Here is a 16,755-nt window from a genome sequence, read left to right on the forward strand (position 1 = left end):
CCAGAACTCGGACAGCGGACGGACTGGCGACCTGCCGGGCGGCTCGACGATCCGCCGGATCATCTGGACTGAAGCCGCTGAGGTTCCCAGTCAGATCGGCTGACCTTTGTCCTGTCTCGTTTGATCTGAGGCATTGACCCTCCGTTGACCTGCGGTGCCTCAACTTGATTGAGACTGGCGGTTGCCTGGCGTCTCATTCTGGTTGAGGCAACTCGCCGTCGGACGAGGTGAAGCCGACGAACCGCATTTCGGCTGGTTTGTCTTGTGTGGCCAGGCGGGTTACTTCGTAGAAGCCGGTCGGTCCGCCTGGTTGTGGCGGCAGATAGAACCGGGTCCGGCTTCCGAGTTCGTTGGTGGCGTAGCCGGTCTGGCCGGCAAGCGGCCCGTCGAGGTGGATGCCGGCGCAGAAGTCGATGGCCGGCATGGTCACGACACGGTCGAGTCGGTACCGGCCGGCGATTTGCTCGTGGGTGAGATCCGGCTCGATCAGCGCCGATGTGCCGTCGGACATGGTCAGCAGTAGTCGTCCGTTCCTGTCGGTCGGGCGGGCGCTGACCACTCCGAGGCGTTCCGGGTCCGTTGGAAACGGGTCCAATTCGGGCAGGATGTTCAGCCAGGCGGCAAGTTCTGCCGAGAGATTGGTGTCTGTGAGGAGGTGCATGACGGGTTTGAGATCGTGCAGCATTCGCTGGATGCCAAGAAGCCGATGGTAGTCCTGGTAGTCGTCGGTGCCGCTCAAGAGCCGGAAGCTCTCCGCGACGTTCTCACCAGGCTTGACGTAGTCGTCATCGGTGATCGGTTTGGCGCGCAGTTCCGCAGCGCGGGCCATCGCCCGCGGGCGAGTGAAGCCGAACTTTCTGAGGGCTTGGCCGGCGATGCTGTCCGGCCGGACGTTTGCGGGTAGGAGGTCGGGGCGTCGACCGGCGGCGAGTCCGGCCGTCGTGAGCTGAACGAGGTTGCCGACGGCGATATCGATCGGGAAGTTCTGCTCCAGTGCCCAGTCGATCAGGGCTGCGGCCAGGTCGAGGTCGGCGCGGGGGCGCGTCCGTGGTCGTCCTTGCTGCTCGTGGCGAACGTCGGACACGGCAGAGTCGATGAGCGCGAGCCACCAGTGAGCTGCTGAGACGGATGTGGATTGGTGGTCGAGCAGCCATTGTTTGCGGACGGACTGATCGGTCGCGAGCAGGTGACGGTAGAGGTCCTCAAAGTCGGTCATGGTCTCCGTCGCTGTGTCGTTGCGCTTGGAACCGTGCTTCCTGTCGCTGTCTGTCGCACCATTGCTGGAGTGGGTCACGCGGGCCCATGAACTCGTAGTCTTCGATTCCGGTGCGCCGGCGTACTTCTTCGGCGAAGCGGCTGCCCTCGGCGCTCACGGTGAGCGGGAACGCCTCGGCTGCCAGATGCCGCCAGTAGGGTGAGACGAGGATGCCGGCCAGACTGACTGTCTCGGGATAGTTGATCAGGCGGAGCAGCGGATCGTTCGGGTTGACGCGGACGTTGCTATGGCCGGTCGCGGTGTCGAGCCGGCCGATCCGAGCCGCGGCCCAGTAGCCCTGCTCGGTCCAGCGCAGCGTGATGTGTGCTGCTTCGTCGTATGCGGCGGCGACCTCGGCGCGGCCGTGCCGCCGGATCAGGTTGTGGTGCCGGCGTTGAGCGGCGACGACTTCGGGCAGCGCGGCGGCGTCGGCCTGGTCCTCGACGCGGTCGTCGCGCGCTCCGATCCAGATGTTGTGCTGGAGGCAGACGTTCTGATCGTTCGTCACCCAGGTGTGGACGGTTTCAGTGATCGCGCGGGCGGCTGCGCATCTGCGGCAGGCTGGTCGATAGTCCCGGCGATGCCGGATGTTCTGGATGCGGCCGACCAGTGGTAAGGGCGGGTCCGTTTCCGGCGAGCGCAGTTCGGGCAGGGCGAGCAGCAGCGACCGTCGTGGTAGCCCGGTGAGGATCGTCAGATCGTGGATCGTCGGGGAATCGCCGCTGCGCAGACCGGCGTGGGCGCGCAGGTGCTCGATGGTGAGGTGGTTGGCGTTGGCGAGGCGCCGTTCGTATGACTGGCAGGTCTCGTCCTGAACCGGGACGACCACGCGGGGCAGCACCTGCCTGGGTCGCTCAAGGCGGAGGACGAGTGGCGGCGCCGGTGTCATGACGCCGGCCTCTTGCGCCGGGCTGGCTGCGGTGCGGTGTCTTCGGCGGCGTGGTCGAGGCGGATGCCCCGGGTGATCTTCTCGGTGCCGTCCATGATGGCGCTGATCGCGGACGCCCGGACCAGATGCGACAGGCTGCTGATCACGCCGCCGGTGCGCTGATGCAGGTATTTGGCCAGCGTGACCAGGCTGCCCGGCGCATGGTGGTGCAGGCGGAGCGCGTCTTCGAGCGCGGCGACGAGTCCTTTCCATTCCTGTTGGAAGGGGAAGGGGAACGGGCCGGTGCGGACCATGACGCAGCGGCCGGCGATCTGCTTGCCGCGGATGCCGGTGAACAGCCCGGAGGACTCGACGTTGATCCCGGAGTAGACGAACGTGGCGGGCAGGTGCTCCGTGAAGTACTTCAGGTGGTCGGACATGTCCTCACCAGCACTGGTGGCCAGGTTGAGATTGTGGATCTCGTCGACGATCACCAGGTCGGTGCGGGCATCGGTGAGGACCTGGCAGACGGCGTCGGCGATGTCGGTGACGTTGTAGCGGGGCTTGACCGTGGGCAGGCCCAGGAACCGGGCGAACTCCGCGGCCAGTTTGCGCGGGGAACCTTTCGGTGGGGTGGTGACGTAGACGACCGGGATCCGTTCCTCGCCCGGGTGCCGGCGGCGGACCAGCAGTTCGTGTGTGCGGCCGAGCTGTTTGATCGCGGTGCTCTTGCCGGTGGCCCACGCGCCGGAGACGATCAGGCCGCGGCGAGCGGAGATCTCCCGCTGGTTGAGCATGGTCAGCAGCCGCCCCTGCCGCATCACCTCCCGGACCGTGGAGGTGGCCACCACGACGAGTTCGGAGTGGTAGCGGATGCGTTCCTCGTCGTATGCCATCCGGGTGTCATCGTCCAGACCGGCCCGGTCCGGCAGCGTCGTGGTCACCGGGTCGGCGTCGACGAACTGCCGCCAGCCGGGCAGGGTGGTTGTCGGTGTGCGGTAGTCGGTGACGATCACGTCGTCGGGGATGCTGCTCACCACCACGTCTCCGCTTCCTTGCGGGCGTCGAAGACACCGAGAGGGATCACCTCGGCGAGTGGGCCGTCATCGACGGCGGTTTCATCCTCGATGCTGTCCACCGTGCCCGGTTCCGGCTCGGGTTCAGGCTCGGGCTGCCAGGCCGGTGGCGCGGTGGCCCGGGTGCGGCCGGCAATACGTTGCTCCCGCCGGGACAGTTTCTGTCCAGCAGTACCGCCGGTCTCCGCCCGGTCGATCAGGGCCGTGGCGGCCTCAGCGATCTGCTGTTCGGTCACCGGATCCCCGCCGCGGCGGGCCAGCGCCTTGCGGGCGTGGTCCCATGCCTGTTCCCCGAAGGGGACGGCAGCGGTGCGCAGGTGCGTCCACGGGACGGTGATCCACCCACTGTCGTGGTGGTTGCGCACCCAGCCAAAACGGCTGGGACGACACCGCCGTAACCCGCCGATCGAAGTCGAGCCGCATCACGTGATCGCGTTCCAACCACGACTCGTAGCCCACGTGATCACCCGTCTTCGCGAACCACCACCACCCAGGAAACCCGCGCTGCCTCCGCCGCGACGAGAACTTCCGAACCGGCATCACCCGCTCGAACGGCGCGTTCCAACCGACCGTCAGCGCCTCACGCCGACGATCCCCGCCCACCACCGCGAACTCGACATCGAACCCGGACGCAGCCGCCGGCGCCACTTCGGCCCAGACGCGAACGGCGGTCACCGGCGTACTCCTCTAATCCGGCGTACAGAGCAGGACCAGAAGAACCTACCGGCATGCCTCAGATTCAATGAGACAACACGCCGGATGCCTCGGACCCGGTGAGACTGCCTCAGCTCGGCTGAGACAGGACAACCTTCGGTGTCACTCAACAACGGGCTTGGACGCCGAGGCCGCGATTTCATCGCCTGCCCCGCGCATAACAGTGATTATGGTGTACACACTTACGGCGGGTTTATCGGATTATCGGTAATCGCAATCCGGTAATGCGGCGTGTCGTGTGCTGGAGTTGCCGCTGGAAGATCTACGCTCGTCGCCGTGAAGGAAGCCAGGGAACGCGGTGCGGCGGTTGTCCATGCGAGGGTTCCGGACAAGGCCCGGGACGACGGTCCGGACAGCGGGGAAGGAAGCGCGGACGCCGAGCGACACGCTCCGCGGGAAAGCCGGCGGGGCACCGGCCGCAAAGCCGGACAGGCCACGGGGCAGGCAGCGGGACAGGCAGCGGGGCACAGCACCGAACCGGCGGTCGGATCAGCACCTCATCCGATCAGCGGGCTGCGGCCCGGATCAGCGCCGCAGCCGGCGACCAGACCGCCAACCGGACCAGCGACCGGCTCAGCGACCGGCTCAGCGACCGGATCGGGAACCCGAGCAGCGAGCGGAGCAACGGGCGGATCGCCGGGCGAGCACGATGCCGACGGTGATGAGCGGCCGTGTGCGCACTGCGGCCGGCCCGTTCCGCAGCGCAACGCCGCCGGGCGGCCGTTCCGGTACTGCCGCGACAACGACGGCGAGTGCCAGCGCGCGGCCCGCAATGCCCGGTTGCGGCACCGCTCCTCCCCCGGGTTGAGTGGTCAGGTCGCGCGGGCGTTCGAGGTGGCCGAGCGGCTCGACCAGGTGGTGGAGGCGCTGGTGGAGGCGCTGCACGGCGAGCTGTCCCCGGCCGGCGTCGAACGGCAGATCGCGCACGCCAGGGCGGAGGCGGCCGCGAGTGTCCTGGCCGCGCACACCGAACGCGACGACGCCCGCTCCGCCGTGCAGCAGGCCCGCGCGGCGGTGAACGCTGCCGAGGCCGCGGCCCGGGCGGCCCAGGCGGACGCGGACGCGGCCCGGGAGCAGACGGCCGCCGCCGAGCACGCAGCACGGCAGGCCGCCGAGCAGGCCCGGCAGGAGATCGAGCGGGCGCGCACCGAGGCCGCCGTCCTCGTCGCGGAGGCCCGGCACGCCGCCGAGCAACAGGTCGCGGCGGCGGAGACCGCCGCGGAGCAGCTGGTCGCCGCCGCGAGAAGCAGCGCCGAGCAGCAGGTCGCCGTCGCAGAGGCCGCCGCCGAGCGGGTGAAGGAAGCCGCCGACCACCAGATCGCCGCGGCGCAGGCCGCGGCCCGGGATGCTGACGCGGCGGCCACGCTCGCCAATGTGGAACGCGACGCGGCCCGCAGGGAAGCGGCGACGGAAGCGGCGTTGCGGGCCGAGGCGTACCGGGAACGTGACACCGCCCGCGCCGCCGCCGACGCGGCCGGCCGGGACCGTGACGCGCTGGAGCGGACGCTGGTAAACCAGCGGGACGAGGTGACCCGGTTGCAGCGGCGGCTGGAGACGGTCCAGGCCACCGCGGACCGCCTCGAGGGTGACAACCGGCGGTTGGAAGGTGAACTGGAGCGGGTGAAAGATCGGGCGGAGGATCTACGCTCGCAGCTGGCGCGGGCGGTGCAGCGGGAGGTCACGGCGCAGGCGCAGGTACAACAGCAGCTGGCGACGCTGACCGGGGCCCTGGCACAACTGGCGGGTTCCCGTCAACCGGCGCCGTCACCTGCCGAAACTACGGACGGGTGAGACGCGCCACGGCGCGGCTGAACTGGTCGATCAATGAAACCCAACGTAAAATAACCGTACCGACCCGGCGACTGGACTACCGCAGGACCGGCAAGGTCGTGTAATCTGCCCGCCCGCAGTGGGAATCGTCAGACCACGTGGTGTCGTTGGTTACAACGAAGCGCAACACGATTCGAAGGGGAAGACCGACCATGGGCGAGCGCATGCTGCGCGGCAGCCGTCTCGGAGCCGTCAGCTACGAGTCCGACCGCAACACCGAGCTGGCTCCGCGTCAGACCCGAGAATACCTGTGCGCCAAGGGGCACCAGTTCGAGGTGCCGTTCGCTGTCGACGCCGAGGTCCCGATGACCTGGGAGTGCAAGTTCGACGGCAGTGTCGCCCGGCTGGTGGACGGCAACGAGCCGGAGGCGAAGAAGGCGAAGCCGCCGCGCACCCACTGGGACATGCTGCTGGAGCGGCGTTCGATCGCGGAGCTCGAGGACATCCTCAACGAGCGCCTCGAAGAGGTCCGCCACCGCCGCGGTCGTTCCGCCTAAGCGCGACCCCGGACGAAACACAGGCAAGGAACACCGCATAAACACGCACGACAACGTGGACGCCCCGGCGGTCGATGACCGCCGGGGCGCTCTGCGTGCCGACTGCGGCAGCTGTTTCGCGCTGTGCTGCGTCGCGCCGGCGTTCGCCCGGTCCGCGGACTTCGCGATCGACAAGCCCGCCGGCCACGCCTGCCCCAACCTCGCGGCCGGCGGGTTCGGCTGCGGCATCCACGGTGACCTGCGGCGGCGCGGGTTCGCCGGCTGCACCGTCTACGACTGTTTCGGCGCCGGCCAGCAGGTCGCGCAGGTGACGTTCGGCGGCCGCGACTGGCGGCAGGACCCGGCGTCGGCGCCGCTGATGTTCGCCGTGTTCCCCGTGATGCGGCACCTGCACGAGCTGCTGTGGTACCTGACGCAAGCCCGTGACCTGCCGGCCGCCGCGCCGGTCCACGCCCGCCTCGACGACGCGATCGCCGGCACCCGCCGCCTCACCGGCCTGCCCGCCGCCGACCTCACCGGGGTCGACGTCGACGCGCACCGCGCGCAGGTGGTGCCGCTGCTGCGGGAGGCGAGCGAGCTGGCCAGGGCGGCTCAGCACCGCAACCGCCGCCCGTACCAGGGCAGGCACCTGGTCGGCAAGGACCTACGGCGCACCGATCTGCGGGGTGCGGACCTGCGCGGCGCGTCAGCGGTCGGCGCGGACCTGCGCGGCGCGGATCTCACCGCCGCCGACGTGACCGGGGCGGACCTGCGCGGCGCCGACCTCCGCGGGGCGGACCTGCGCGGCGTGCTGTTCCTGGTCCAGGCGCAGCTGGACGCGGCCCGCGGCGACGGCACGACCCGCCTGCCCCGCGCGTTCAGCCGCCCCGCGCACTGGCCAGGCCGTCGCTGACAGCGACAGCACTACCCGCCTGCGCTCAGCCGTCCCGCGCACCGGCCAGAGCGTCGCTAGCGCCGCGACCTGCGGGTGTTCAGCCGTACGGCGCACCGGCCAGAGCGTCGCTGACGGTGGCGTGCACCGGGATCCGGCCGGTGAGCCCGACCGTCTCCAGCAGCCCCGCCAGGAACGGTGAGGGCGCGGCGAGCCGCAGATAGCCTCCGTCGGCGACGCACCGGTTGTGGCTGTACGCGAACGTGCCGAGCCCGACCGAGTCGCAGAACTCGACGTTGCCGAGGTCCACCACGATCCGGGAGCGGCCGCGGTCCAGCGCGCCGTGCATCGCCTCGCGTAACCGTGGTGCCGAGTCGATGTCCAGGGCTCCGCTCACCGCCATGAGCACGACACCGTCGGCACGGTCCGTCACTGCTACATCCATCACTCGATCCTGTACCGGTTCGCCGCGGCTCGCAGGACAGCGGGTACGTTGCTGCGATGCTCGCCCGTCTGCTCACGGCCGCGGCCCTGGCCAGGACCGCTGACGCGGGTGCCGCGGTCGTGCTGCTGCTCGCGTCGGTGCGGCACACCGGCGACCCGGCGCTGGGCGCGCTGATCCTGGCGGCGTTGCTGGTGCCGCACGTGCTCGCCGGTCCGTTCGTCGGGCTCGTCACCGACCGTGCCCGCCGCCCGCGGCTGGTGCACGCGGGGTTCGCGGCGGTGTTCGGCGCGGCACTCGGCGGGGTGCTGCTGCTGACGGGTGTGGCGCCGGCGCCGCTGGTGGTCGCGCTGGCGCTCGTCGCGGGGGCGTGCGGGCCGATGATCTTCGGTGGGCTGTCGAGTCGGCTGGATGATGTGGTACTGCCACCGCGCCGCCCGCACGCGCGGGGCCTGGACGCGGCGACGTACAACGTGGCGGAGATCGCGGGCCCGGCGGCGGGGGCGCTGCTGGTGACGGCGCTGGGGGTGCCGGTGACGGCGCTGGTGCTGGGCGGTGCGTGCCTGCTCGCGGCGGCGGTCCTGCTCACCGTCACCGGCCCGGCCGCGCCGCCGGATCACGCTGTCGGGCCCGGCGACACGGCAGCAGCGAGCACCGGCAGCGCGGCAGCAGCGAGCACCGGCGGCGCGGTCGCCACGGCTCCCACCGTCACGACGGCGGCGCCGCGGGTCGGGGTGGGTGCCGGTCTGGCGGCGATCGTGCGCAGCCGCCCGCTGCTGGCGGTGACGGCCGCGACCGGCGTCGCCGCGTACGGCGCCGGGATGATCACCCCGGTGGCGGTGGTGCTCGGTGTGGCGGCGGGGCACCCGGCCGGTGGTGGGTTGCTGGTGACGGCGCTGGGGGCGGGTGCGTTGTGCGGTTCGCTGCTGGTGGCGCGGTTCCCGGTACGCCCCGCGGCGCACCTGGTCGTGGTCGGCTGCCTGCTGGGGGTGGGGGTGGGGGCGGTGTTCGCGGCGCTGGCCGGCGCGGTCGCCGGTGGGGTGCCGTGGCCGGCGCTGGTGGCGGTGTTCGCGGTCGCCGGGGTCCTGGACGGGCCGTTGCTGTCCTCGCAGCTGCAGGTCCGGTCCCAGCACGCACCGCCGGGAACCCGTACGCAGGTGTTCACGCTCGGCGCGGGGATCAAGCTGACGGCGGCGGCGGTGGGTGCGGGCACGTTCACGCTGGTGGCGGGGGCCCCGCCGGCGGTCCTGGCCGGGTTCCTGGCCGCCAGCCACCTCCTTGCCGCCGCGCTGGGCGCGCTGCTGCTGCGCACCCACCGCCGACGCGCAAACGGCCGCAGCACCCGGAAACCCGTCACGTGAGGTGCAGTTCCAGCACGGTCCCACCGGCGGTGAACGGCTTGCGCCCCGTCGCGGTGAACCCGGCCCGCACATAGGTGCGCATCGCCGCGTCGTTGCCGGCGGCGACCTCCAGCTCGACCCGGCACGAGCCGCGCTGCCGGGCCCACCCGGCGACCGCGTCCACGAGCCGCCCGGCGGCCCCGCGCCCGCGCGCGGCCGGGCACACCCACATGCTGATCAGGTGCGTGACACCGGGCTGGGCCGGGGTCGTCCACCCGCACGCGATCCCGACGGGTTCGGCACCGTCGAACACCGCGAACGAACTGCCGTGCGGCGGCCAGTCCCGCCACTGCGTCTCGCTGCGGCCCGCCTCACGGGCGTGGCTGCTGGCGAACACGGCCGGGCTGTCCAGCAGCGCCGCGAGCCGCAGCCGCCGTTTCAGCTGCCACTCATCGCCGGTCAGCGCCCGTGTCTGCCAGTGCCCTGGCGCCGGTACCGCGGTCACCGGGCCGCGTGGTCGGCGTCCAGCTGCGCCACGACGGGTCGTACGACGTCGTCGAGATGCCGTACGAGGACGGCGACGGCCCGGTCGGCGGCGGCGTCGACGTGCCGGTCCTGCGTCGGGGTCGGCAGCCCGTCCAGCGGCAGCGGCGTCTCCAGCAGCAGCGTGCCCCGCAGGTGCGGGTGCCGGGCGAGGTCCTGCGCGGACGGCTGCACGAACTGCCCGAACAGCTCCGGCCAGCCGCGCCACCCTCGGTCGCGCCACCAGGTGCGGGACGCGGTCAGCTGCGCCGGCAGCGGCGACACCAGCTCCACCCGGGCGGTGAGCCCACCGTCGAACGGGTTGCGCAGGCACTGCGCGGTCAGCACCCGCCGGTGCCAGCGCACGTACCCGGGGTCGAGGGCGGGCGGGACGGCGACGGTCCACGCGACGCACGCGAACGCGACGGGTGCGATGTCACCGACGGTCGCGGCGAACTCGGCGGCGCGGTCACGCACGGCGGTGAGGTACCGGTCCCGGTCACGGTCGACCCAGAACGTCTTCACACCTTGCGACGGTAGCCCGTCCATGGTCACCCCGTGCCCAGGACCGGCGCGCCGGGGGCCGCGGTCCCGCCTGCGGTGTGCAGGACGGCGGCGGCGACCGCGCGGCGCAGGTCGGCACGGCAGAGCAGGTCGCTGCTGTCGGCGTACTGGTCGATGCCGCCGACGGGTGGCAGCACGGCGACGGCCGGGTCGCTGATCGCGGCGGTCAACGCGGCCGCGTACCGGCCGGCGTCGATCACCTGATACGGCCGGTCGAAGTACGGCCGGCGGGCCGTCTCCAGGGCCGCGCACAGCCCGAGGGTGTTCTGCCGCCGTGCGGTGTCCTCCAGCGCCCCGCACACGTCGTCGACGTCGATGCCGGGTCCGGGCAGCGCGGCGTGGGCGGTGCCGAGCCATTTGCTGTACGGCGGCCACCGCCGCGCCTGCAGCAGCCGCAGCCGCATCAGCTGCCGGACGAGCCGTGCGGTGACGACCCGCGCGCCGAGCACGTCACCGGCCTCGAGGGCCCGGCCGGGGAACGCCTCCTCCTGCGCCAGATGCGTCCACTGCGCGGCCAGCACGTACCGCCACACGTCCGTCGGGTACCAGGCGACCAGGTCCCGCAACGCGGTCAGCTCGCCGTGGTCGTCGTGGTAGACGGCACCGCCGACGGTTTCGGCGAACACCTGCGTGGGGTGGCGAGCCAGTCCAGCAGGGTCCCGGTGAACGGCGCCCCGAACCGGGTCCGGGTCCACCCGGCCACGGTGGTGATGTCGACGCGGTGCGCGACGGGCCCGCCGGTCGCGGTCATCACCCGCACCCGCGCGTCCGGCGGCGTGAAATGCGTCGGCCACCCCAGCACGTGTTTCGGCAGCCGCTGCCGCAGGGTCGCGTCGACCGCGGCGGCGTGCCGGGCGTGGTCGGCGGGGTCGAGGACCAGGGTGAGCTGCGGCCCCCAGTCGTGGTCGGTGGACCGCGGCGTGTCGTAGCCGAGCACGTCGCTGCCGGGCCCGATGCGCGCGGCGGCGTGCGGCAGCCCGGGGAAGTGCCGGTCCAGCAGCGGCCGGACCGCGTCCCGGTAGAACACCTCACACAGCCGCACCCCGGGCACGAACGCGCCGGTCACAGCACGAGCGCCGGGTGGCGGGGGTCGTCGGCGCGCACGACGATGTCGGCGAGGGCCTGCGGCATCACCTCCTCGTCGTAGCGCTGGAACGCCGGCAACGTCCACTGCATTTCCGCCGGGGTGCGCCGCGCGATCGCCGCCGCGGTCTGCGCCAGGTGGACGGTGACGTCGAAGTCGAGACCGGCGCCGAGCAGCATCGTGCCCGACATCACGACGACCGTCCCGGCGGGCAGCTGCAGGTACGCGGCGCGGGTCGCCCGGTCGGTGACCGGGTCCCACAGCGACGGCAGGACCCGTCCGGTGCCGCCCGCCGCGGCGGGGGTCAGCACCTCACGGGTGATCGCCCGCAGGTCCAGCCAGTCCTCGTAGTACGCGTCAGGGTTGGTACGGCCACGCTCCAGCCGCAGCGACGCCTGCCGCAGGAACCCACCGGCGGGGATGTGCACCGCGTGCCCGCCGTCGGCGTCGATCTGCGCGACGACCCGGTCGGCGAGGGCGGCCCCACCGGCGGTCGGTGCCCCGTCGACCGCGACCCGGGTCGCGTGGGTCGTGGCCACCCGGGCGGCGATGCCGGCGGCGAGCCCACCGACGGTGACGGGGCGGGCCTTCACGCGCTGTGGTGGCGGTGCTGCGGGTCGATCACGTCACCTTCGAGGACCTCGCCCTGCACGACGTCACCGGCGCCGGGCTGCACCGGCACGGGCCCCGGTTCGGCGCGGGTCGCCTTGACGATCCTGGGGCCGAACAGGTCCCCGGCCGCGGCGGCGGAGATCCGCGCCTCGGTCGCCTGCCGGATCCGCCGCCCGGTGAACGCCCGCACCGGCGGCACGAGCAGCAGCAACCCGACGGTGTCGGTGATGAACCCGGGGCCGAGCAGCAGCAGCGCCCCGGCGAGCCCGGCGACACCGGTGCCGGCGTCACCGCCGGGTGGGCGCCCTTCGTTGACCGCGGACCGCAGCCGCTGCCACGCCCGGACCCCTTCACGTTTGAGCAGCACCGCTCCGAGCACCGTGGTCACGATCCCGGCGAGGACCGCCCACCACCAGCCGATCGCGTGCGCGACGAGCACGAACACGACGATCTCGGCGATGACCAGCAGCAGCGCCCCGGCAGCGGCGAATCCGAACACCCGCATCGTCACACCTCAACTGTTCTGCCGGGTCCGCTGCCTGGCGTCGGCACGCGCGTCACGGGACCTACCGCCGGCGGCGGCGCGTCGCAGCGCCTCCCACCGGGCGGCCGCACCCCACACGGTGACCCGCCACAACGCTTCCTGCACGATCGACGAGCTCATCTTCGAGTGCCCGCGCTGCCGTTCGGTGAACGTGATCGGCACCTCCTGCACCCGGAACCCGTTGCGGTGCGCCCGCCATGCCAGGTCGACCTGGAAACAGTACCCCTGCGACTCGATCGAACCGAGGTCGATCTTGTCCAGGACGGTGGTGCGGTAGGCACGGTACCCGCCGGTCGCGTCCCGCAGCGGCATGCCGAGCGCCAGCCGCACGTACACGTTGCCGCTGCGGGAGATCAGGTGCCGGTGCCACGGCCATCCGACGGTCTTGCCGCCGGTGACGTAGCGGGAGCCGAGCACGACGTCGGCGTCGCCGAGCGCGTCGAGCAGCCGCGACAGTTCCTCCGGGGCGTGCGACCCGTCGGCGTCCATCTCCACGACCGCGTCGTAGCCCTGGTCGCTGCCCCACGCGAACCCTGCCAGGTACGCCGCGCCGAGCCCCTGCTTGCCGGGCCGGTGCAGCACGTGCACGGCCGGGTCGGCGGCGGCGAGCTCATCGGCGATGCGCCCGGTGCCGTCGGGACTGTTGTCGTCGGCGACGAGGACGTCGACGGCAGGGGTGGCGGCCCGGACCCGCCCGACGATGAGCCGCAGGTTGTCGGCCTCGTTGTAGGTGGGGATGATGACGAGGACCCTGCCGACCCCGGGGTACAGGTTCACGCCTCGGTCGGTTGCGCTCACACGTCCTCCTCGGTCGGTTGGCGCCGGTCGCGCCGCCGGACGGCGGCGGCGGCCACCAGTGCGGCAATACCCAGCACCACGATCACATATTCGGGACCCGCGCCCAGCGTCGTGGCGAGCGTCCGCCCGCTGCCGAGGCGCACCTCACCGACGATCACGGCAGCGTCGTTGAACCGGGTCTCCTGGTGGGTGCCGCCGGCGGCGTCGACGAACGCGCTGATCCCGACGGTGGAGGCCATGAGCGCGTCCCGGCCGTGTTCGACGGCCCGCAGCCGCACCATCGCCAGCTGCTGGCGGGCTTCGGCCTCGTCGAACGTGGCGTTGTTCGTCTGTACCGCCAGCAGCTGCGCCCCGCCGGTGACGGTGTCGCGGACGAGCCCGTCGTAGGCGACCTCGAAGCAGATGACGTCACCGACGGTCGCCGGCCCGACCCTCAGCACCCCGGGCGTGTGCCCGGGGGTCATGTCGGAGACCCGGTCGACCTCTTTGCTGACGATGCGGGCGATGTCCCGCAGCGGCATCGTCTCGGCGAACGGCACCGGGTGCCGTTTCGTGTACCGCGCCGACACGCCGCCCTGCCGCGGGTTGCCGGCCGCGTCGACGTCGGGTTCCCAGACGAGACCGGCGTTCTCGACACCGACGCCGGGGTCGGTGAGGACGGCCCCGACGAGGATCGGCACGCCGACGGCGCGGGCGGCGGTGCTGATCGCGGCGGCGGCGTCGGCGTTGCGCAGCGGGTCGATGTCGGAGGAGTTCTCCGGCCACACGACGAGGTCGGGGCGGCGGGCACCGTCCTGCGTGACGGCCCGGCCCAGTTCGACGGTGGCGCGCACGTGGTTGTCGAGCACGGCGCGGCGCTGCTCGTTGAAGTCCAGGCCGAGCCGCGGCACGTTGCCCTGCACCACCGCCACGTACACGCCGCCGCCACCGGGCCGGTGCACCGGCGCGAGCAGCGCCGCGGCGACGAGCAGCACCGCGGCGGCGGGCCCGGCGACCAGGTTCACCCTGCGACTCCACCCGCGGGTGACAGTGGTCCCGGCCGCGTCGTGGGGTGTGCTGGTACGCAGCAACGGCACAGCGAGGAGGGCACCGGTGAGCGCGACGGCGAACGTGACGAGCGGGGCACCGCCGGCGGCGGCGAGCCGCAGCAGCGGTGACGTGTCCTGGCTGAACGCGAGCCGCCCCCACGGGAACCCGCCGAACGGGGCCCGGTCCCGTAACGCTTCCTGCGCGGTCCACGCGGCGGCGAGCGCCGGCGCCCACAGCCACGCCCGGGCCCGCAGCGGGCTGATCCAGGCGGTGGCGGCGCCGAGCAGCCCGATGAACAGTGCCTGCAGCGTCGACAGCAGCAGCCACGGCACCATGCCGGTGTGCAGGTTCGTCCATGACAGCAGCGGCGTGAAGAACCCGGCGCCGGTGAGGACCCCGAGCCCGAACCCGGCCCGCAGCCGCCGCCCGTGCACGGCGACAGCGGCGGCGGCGACCGCGATCGGCGCGCACCACCACCACCCGTACGGGGGGAACGCGACGAGCATCACCGGCCCGGCAGCGGCGGCGAGGAGCGTGGCGGCCCACAGCGGCAGCGGCGCCGGCAAGAGGCGACCGGCCGGGGCAGTCGGGGTAGCAACGTCCGGCGCCGGGCTGCCCTGCCTTTCTGGGCTGCCTGGGCTGTCTGCCGCGCTGCCGGTGCTGACCAAGGTCACCTGCGCCATCCCCTGCCGTGTCGAGCGGCCCGCCACCCCCACCGCTCGGGTGGGGCAGGGCCTGCGCGCCGGTGCGGCCCGCGGCGCCAATTATGCGGCCCCGGCACGCCGGACAGGGAACCGGCGGTGGTGCCCGCCGCTGTGAATGTGCTGGGATGTGGCTGGACTGTGCCCGGCCCGTGACAAGGGCCGCTGACCTGGGCCCTGACGTACGCCCCTGACATGGGCCCCTATCACGTGCCGGGCCGGCCGTCACCACACCCTCGCGACCGTTGCCGGTGCCCGCCGGGCGGCTGCCTGCGGGGGCGGCCGTGGCGGTGGTGCGCTTCGGGGCGGAAATCGGGCCGCGACCGAGGTCGCGGCCCGCGCTCCCAGGCCCTTGTCCGGCCGGTGCCGCAGGAGTGTGCGGGCGCGGCCTTCGTTCCGGCGCGGCGCGGGCTGGCTGCCCGGGACGTGCCGTTGTCTACTGGTCGCGTGACCCCCCTGCCCTGACACCGGTGGATGCCCGGCCCGCGGCCCCCGCCGACCCCCGCCCGCTGGATCCGGTGGCGTCCCGTCGGTTGACGGGGACGTCCGGTCAGTGGGCGTTGGGGAGTAGCGAACCGTGGTCACCCGCGCCGAAGTAGGACGCAAAGACGTTACGCGCTCGGCGGGGGGCCCTGTCAACCGTCGCATGCAATGTAATTCACCCCGATCGGCGTGTCGGGTGCTCGGGGTGCGGTGTGTCGGGCCTCGTTCACCCGCCGCGGATGACCCGCCGCCCGGAGTGTACGGCTGCCCCGCCCGTCACCCGCTGTGCAGGTACGCGCGCAGCAGCGCCGCGGCGGCGGCCGGGTGTTCGGCGGCGAGGAGCCCCGCGGGGGCAAGGACGTACCGGTCGTCGACGGTGACGTGCGGTGCGCGGGGCAGCGCCCACCCGCCGGCGTGGTCGTGCACGACGGGGTGCAGCGCGGCGCGGGCCGCGGCCGGGTCGGCGTGCCGGAACACGCCACCGGACGCGACGAGCGTGCCGACGTTGCGCAGGTCCCGGCCGCTGCGCGCGTGCCGGCGCACCCCGATGACGGCCGCGGCGGCGGCGACGCCGAGGTCACCGCCGGCGACGGTGACGCGTTCACGGGCGGCGGCGGCGTGGACCCCGTCGACGTTCCACCGCACCCCGAGGTCCCCTTCGACGGTCCTGGCCCGCCACAGCGTCCCCGCGACCCCGCCCCCGCCGTCGCCGCCGTCGGGCACGAGGCAGCTGTACACGTCGGTGGTCGCCCCACCGACGTCCACGACCAGCAGATCGCAGCCGTCGGGGCGGGCGCCGGCGAGCCCGTCGGCGAACAGGGACACGCCGGTGAGGACCGCGTCCGGGGTCGCCATCCGCACCAGCCGCGGGAACCTCGGCCCGCGCGACAGGTGCTTGCCGCCGATGACGTGCCGCAGGAACACGTCACGGATCGCGGCGCGGGCCGGGCCCGGGTCCAGCACCCCGATGCGGGGCAGCACGTTCCCGGCGCCGACCGCCGGCACCCCCCGCCCCGTCAGCACGTCCACGGCGGTGTCCCGCACGTCGCTGTTGCCGGCCACGACGACCGGAACCCGCCACCGGGCCGCGGCGACCCGCCGCGCGTTGTGCAGCAGCACGTCACCGTCGCCGCCGTCGGTGCCGCCGACGAGCAGCAGCACGTCGGGCCGGTCCGCGCGCACGGCCCGGATCCCGGCGGGGTCCTGCGGACCGGCGGCGACGTGCACGACCCGCGCCCCCGCCGACAACGCGACCCGGTGCGCGGCGTCGGCGGACACCAGCGCCTCGTACCCGATCACCGCCAGGCGCAGCCCACCCCCGGCCGACGAGCAGCAGTACACGTCCGTGGCCGGCCCGGCGTGCGCCCGCGCGTCGGCGAGCAGCGCGTCGACGCCGTGCAGGACGTCACCGCCGGTCGTCGGGTGGGTGCCGGTCCGCACGAGGGTGCCGTCGGTGACGTCGACGACGGCGAGTTTCGTGTCCGTCGACCCGACGTCCACACACGCGACCAGCACCACAGCACCC

The 16,755-nt window shown here is 73.0% G+C and carries 18 protein-coding genes; 4 read left to right on the forward strand and 14 right to left on the reverse strand.

Annotated features, from left to right (window positions below):
- Positions 1-193 precede the first annotated feature (193 nt).
- Genes AB0H83_RS39580 through AB0H83_RS39595 form a run of 4 tightly spaced genes read right to left on the reverse strand, consistent with a single transcriptional unit; the run spans position 194 to position 3,435 of the window.
- A complete protein-coding gene (locus AB0H83_RS39580; RefSeq protein ID WP_360104703.1) occupies positions 194-1,216 on the reverse strand; it encodes a hypothetical protein in 1,023 nt (340 codons plus the stop codon).
- On the reverse strand, positions 1,203-2,084 hold the full coding sequence (locus tag AB0H83_RS39585; RefSeq protein WP_360104706.1) for a TniQ family protein: 882 nt from the start codon (positions 2,082-2,084) through the stop codon (positions 1,203-1,205). Before AB0H83_RS39585 ends, AB0H83_RS39580 begins: the two co-directional genes overlap by 14 nt.
- A gap of 56 nt (positions 2,085-2,140) precedes the next feature.
- A complete protein-coding gene (locus AB0H83_RS39590; protein ID WP_360104709.1) occupies positions 2,141-3,166 on the reverse strand; it encodes an ATP-binding protein in 1,026 nt (341 codons plus the stop codon).
- Positions 3,157-3,435, reverse strand: a complete 279-nt coding sequence (locus tag AB0H83_RS39595) for a hypothetical protein (RefSeq protein ID WP_360104712.1) — start codon at positions 3,433-3,435, stop codon at positions 3,157-3,159. Before AB0H83_RS39595 ends, AB0H83_RS39590 begins: the two co-directional genes overlap by 10 nt.
- Before the next feature lie 1,258 nt (positions 3,436-4,693).
- Between AB0H83_RS39595 and AB0H83_RS39600 the strand changes: the two genes are divergently transcribed.
- From AB0H83_RS39600 to AB0H83_RS39610, 3 genes are all read left to right on the forward strand, one after another.
- Positions 4,694-5,704, forward strand: coding sequence for a serine/threonine protein kinase (locus AB0H83_RS39600; RefSeq protein WP_360104715.1), 1,011 nt, complete (start codon positions 4,694-4,696; stop codon positions 5,702-5,704).
- A 191-nt stretch (positions 5,705-5,895) separates the two neighbouring features.
- Entirely contained in the window at positions 5,896-6,240 is a 345-nt protein-coding gene (locus tag AB0H83_RS39605) for an RNA polymerase-binding protein RbpA (protein WP_033364323.1), read from the forward strand.
- A 55-nt stretch (positions 6,241-6,295) separates the two neighbouring features.
- Positions 6,296-7,132: a pentapeptide repeat-containing protein gene (locus AB0H83_RS39610; protein WP_360104719.1), complete on the forward strand. Its 837-nt coding sequence runs from the start codon at positions 6,296-6,298 to the stop codon at positions 7,130-7,132.
- Positions 7,133-7,211: 79 nt separating this feature from the next.
- Here the strand turns inward: AB0H83_RS39610 and AB0H83_RS39615 are convergent, their stop codons facing one another.
- The gene (locus AB0H83_RS39615) at positions 7,212-7,556 is read right to left on the reverse strand and encodes an STAS domain-containing protein (protein ID WP_360104722.1); all 345 of its coding nucleotides are present in this window, start codon (positions 7,554-7,556) and stop codon (positions 7,212-7,214) included.
- Between the two features lie 56 nt (positions 7,557-7,612).
- Between AB0H83_RS39615 and AB0H83_RS39620 the strand changes: the two genes are divergently transcribed.
- Entirely contained in the window at positions 7,613-8,914 is a 1,302-nt protein-coding gene (locus AB0H83_RS39620; RefSeq protein ID WP_360104725.1) for an MFS transporter, read from the forward strand.
- Here AB0H83_RS39620 and AB0H83_RS39625 read toward each other — a convergent pair.
- From AB0H83_RS39625 to AB0H83_RS39665, 9 genes are all read right to left on the reverse strand, one after another.
- Positions 8,907-9,398, reverse strand: coding sequence for a GNAT family N-acetyltransferase (locus tag AB0H83_RS39625; protein ID WP_360104728.1), 492 nt, complete (start codon positions 9,396-9,398; stop codon positions 8,907-8,909). The genes AB0H83_RS39620 and AB0H83_RS39625 overlap by 8 nt on opposite strands.
- The gene (locus tag AB0H83_RS39630) at positions 9,395-9,940 is read right to left on the reverse strand and encodes a hypothetical protein (RefSeq protein ID WP_360104731.1); all 546 of its coding nucleotides are present in this window, start codon (positions 9,938-9,940) and stop codon (positions 9,395-9,397) included. The genes AB0H83_RS39625 and AB0H83_RS39630 overlap by 4 nt, the downstream gene beginning before the upstream one ends.
- A 26-nt stretch (positions 9,941-9,966) precedes the next feature.
- Positions 9,967-10,605, reverse strand: coding sequence for a DUF4037 domain-containing protein (locus AB0H83_RS39635; RefSeq protein WP_360104734.1), 639 nt, complete (start codon positions 10,603-10,605; stop codon positions 9,967-9,969).
- Positions 10,551-11,045, reverse strand: a complete 495-nt coding sequence (locus AB0H83_RS39640) for a hypothetical protein (RefSeq protein ID WP_360104737.1) — start codon at positions 11,043-11,045, stop codon at positions 10,551-10,553. Before AB0H83_RS39640 ends, AB0H83_RS39635 begins: the two co-directional genes overlap by 55 nt.
- The gene (locus tag AB0H83_RS39645) at positions 11,042-11,656 is read right to left on the reverse strand and encodes a uridine kinase (protein WP_360104740.1); all 615 of its coding nucleotides are present in this window, start codon (positions 11,654-11,656) and stop codon (positions 11,042-11,044) included. Before AB0H83_RS39645 ends, AB0H83_RS39640 begins: the two co-directional genes overlap by 4 nt.
- Positions 11,653-12,180, reverse strand: a complete 528-nt coding sequence (locus AB0H83_RS39650) for an FxsA family protein (protein WP_360104743.1) — start codon at positions 12,178-12,180, stop codon at positions 11,653-11,655. The genes AB0H83_RS39645 and AB0H83_RS39650 overlap by 4 nt, the downstream gene beginning before the upstream one ends.
- Before the next feature lie 9 nt (positions 12,181-12,189).
- On the reverse strand, positions 12,190-13,017 hold the full coding sequence (locus tag AB0H83_RS39655; RefSeq protein WP_360104746.1) for a polyprenol monophosphomannose synthase: 828 nt from the start codon (positions 13,015-13,017) through the stop codon (positions 12,190-12,192).
- Positions 13,014-14,552 (reverse strand): apolipoprotein N-acyltransferase, encoded by a 1,539-nt coding sequence (gene lnt / locus AB0H83_RS39660; RefSeq protein WP_360104835.1) that lies wholly within the window; start codon positions 14,550-14,552, stop codon positions 13,014-13,016. Before lnt ends, AB0H83_RS39655 begins: the two co-directional genes overlap by 4 nt.
- Positions 14,553-15,506: 954 nt before the next feature.
- Positions 15,507-16,748 (reverse strand): glutamate mutase L, encoded by a 1,242-nt coding sequence (locus AB0H83_RS39665; RefSeq protein WP_360104749.1) that lies wholly within the window; start codon positions 16,746-16,748, stop codon positions 15,507-15,509.
- Positions 16,749-16,755 lie beyond the last annotated feature (7 nt).

The sequence above is a fragment of the Dactylosporangium sp. NPDC050688 genome (assembly GCF_040654515.1).
Lineage (GTDB): Bacteria > Actinomycetota > Actinomycetes > Mycobacteriales > Micromonosporaceae > Dactylosporangium.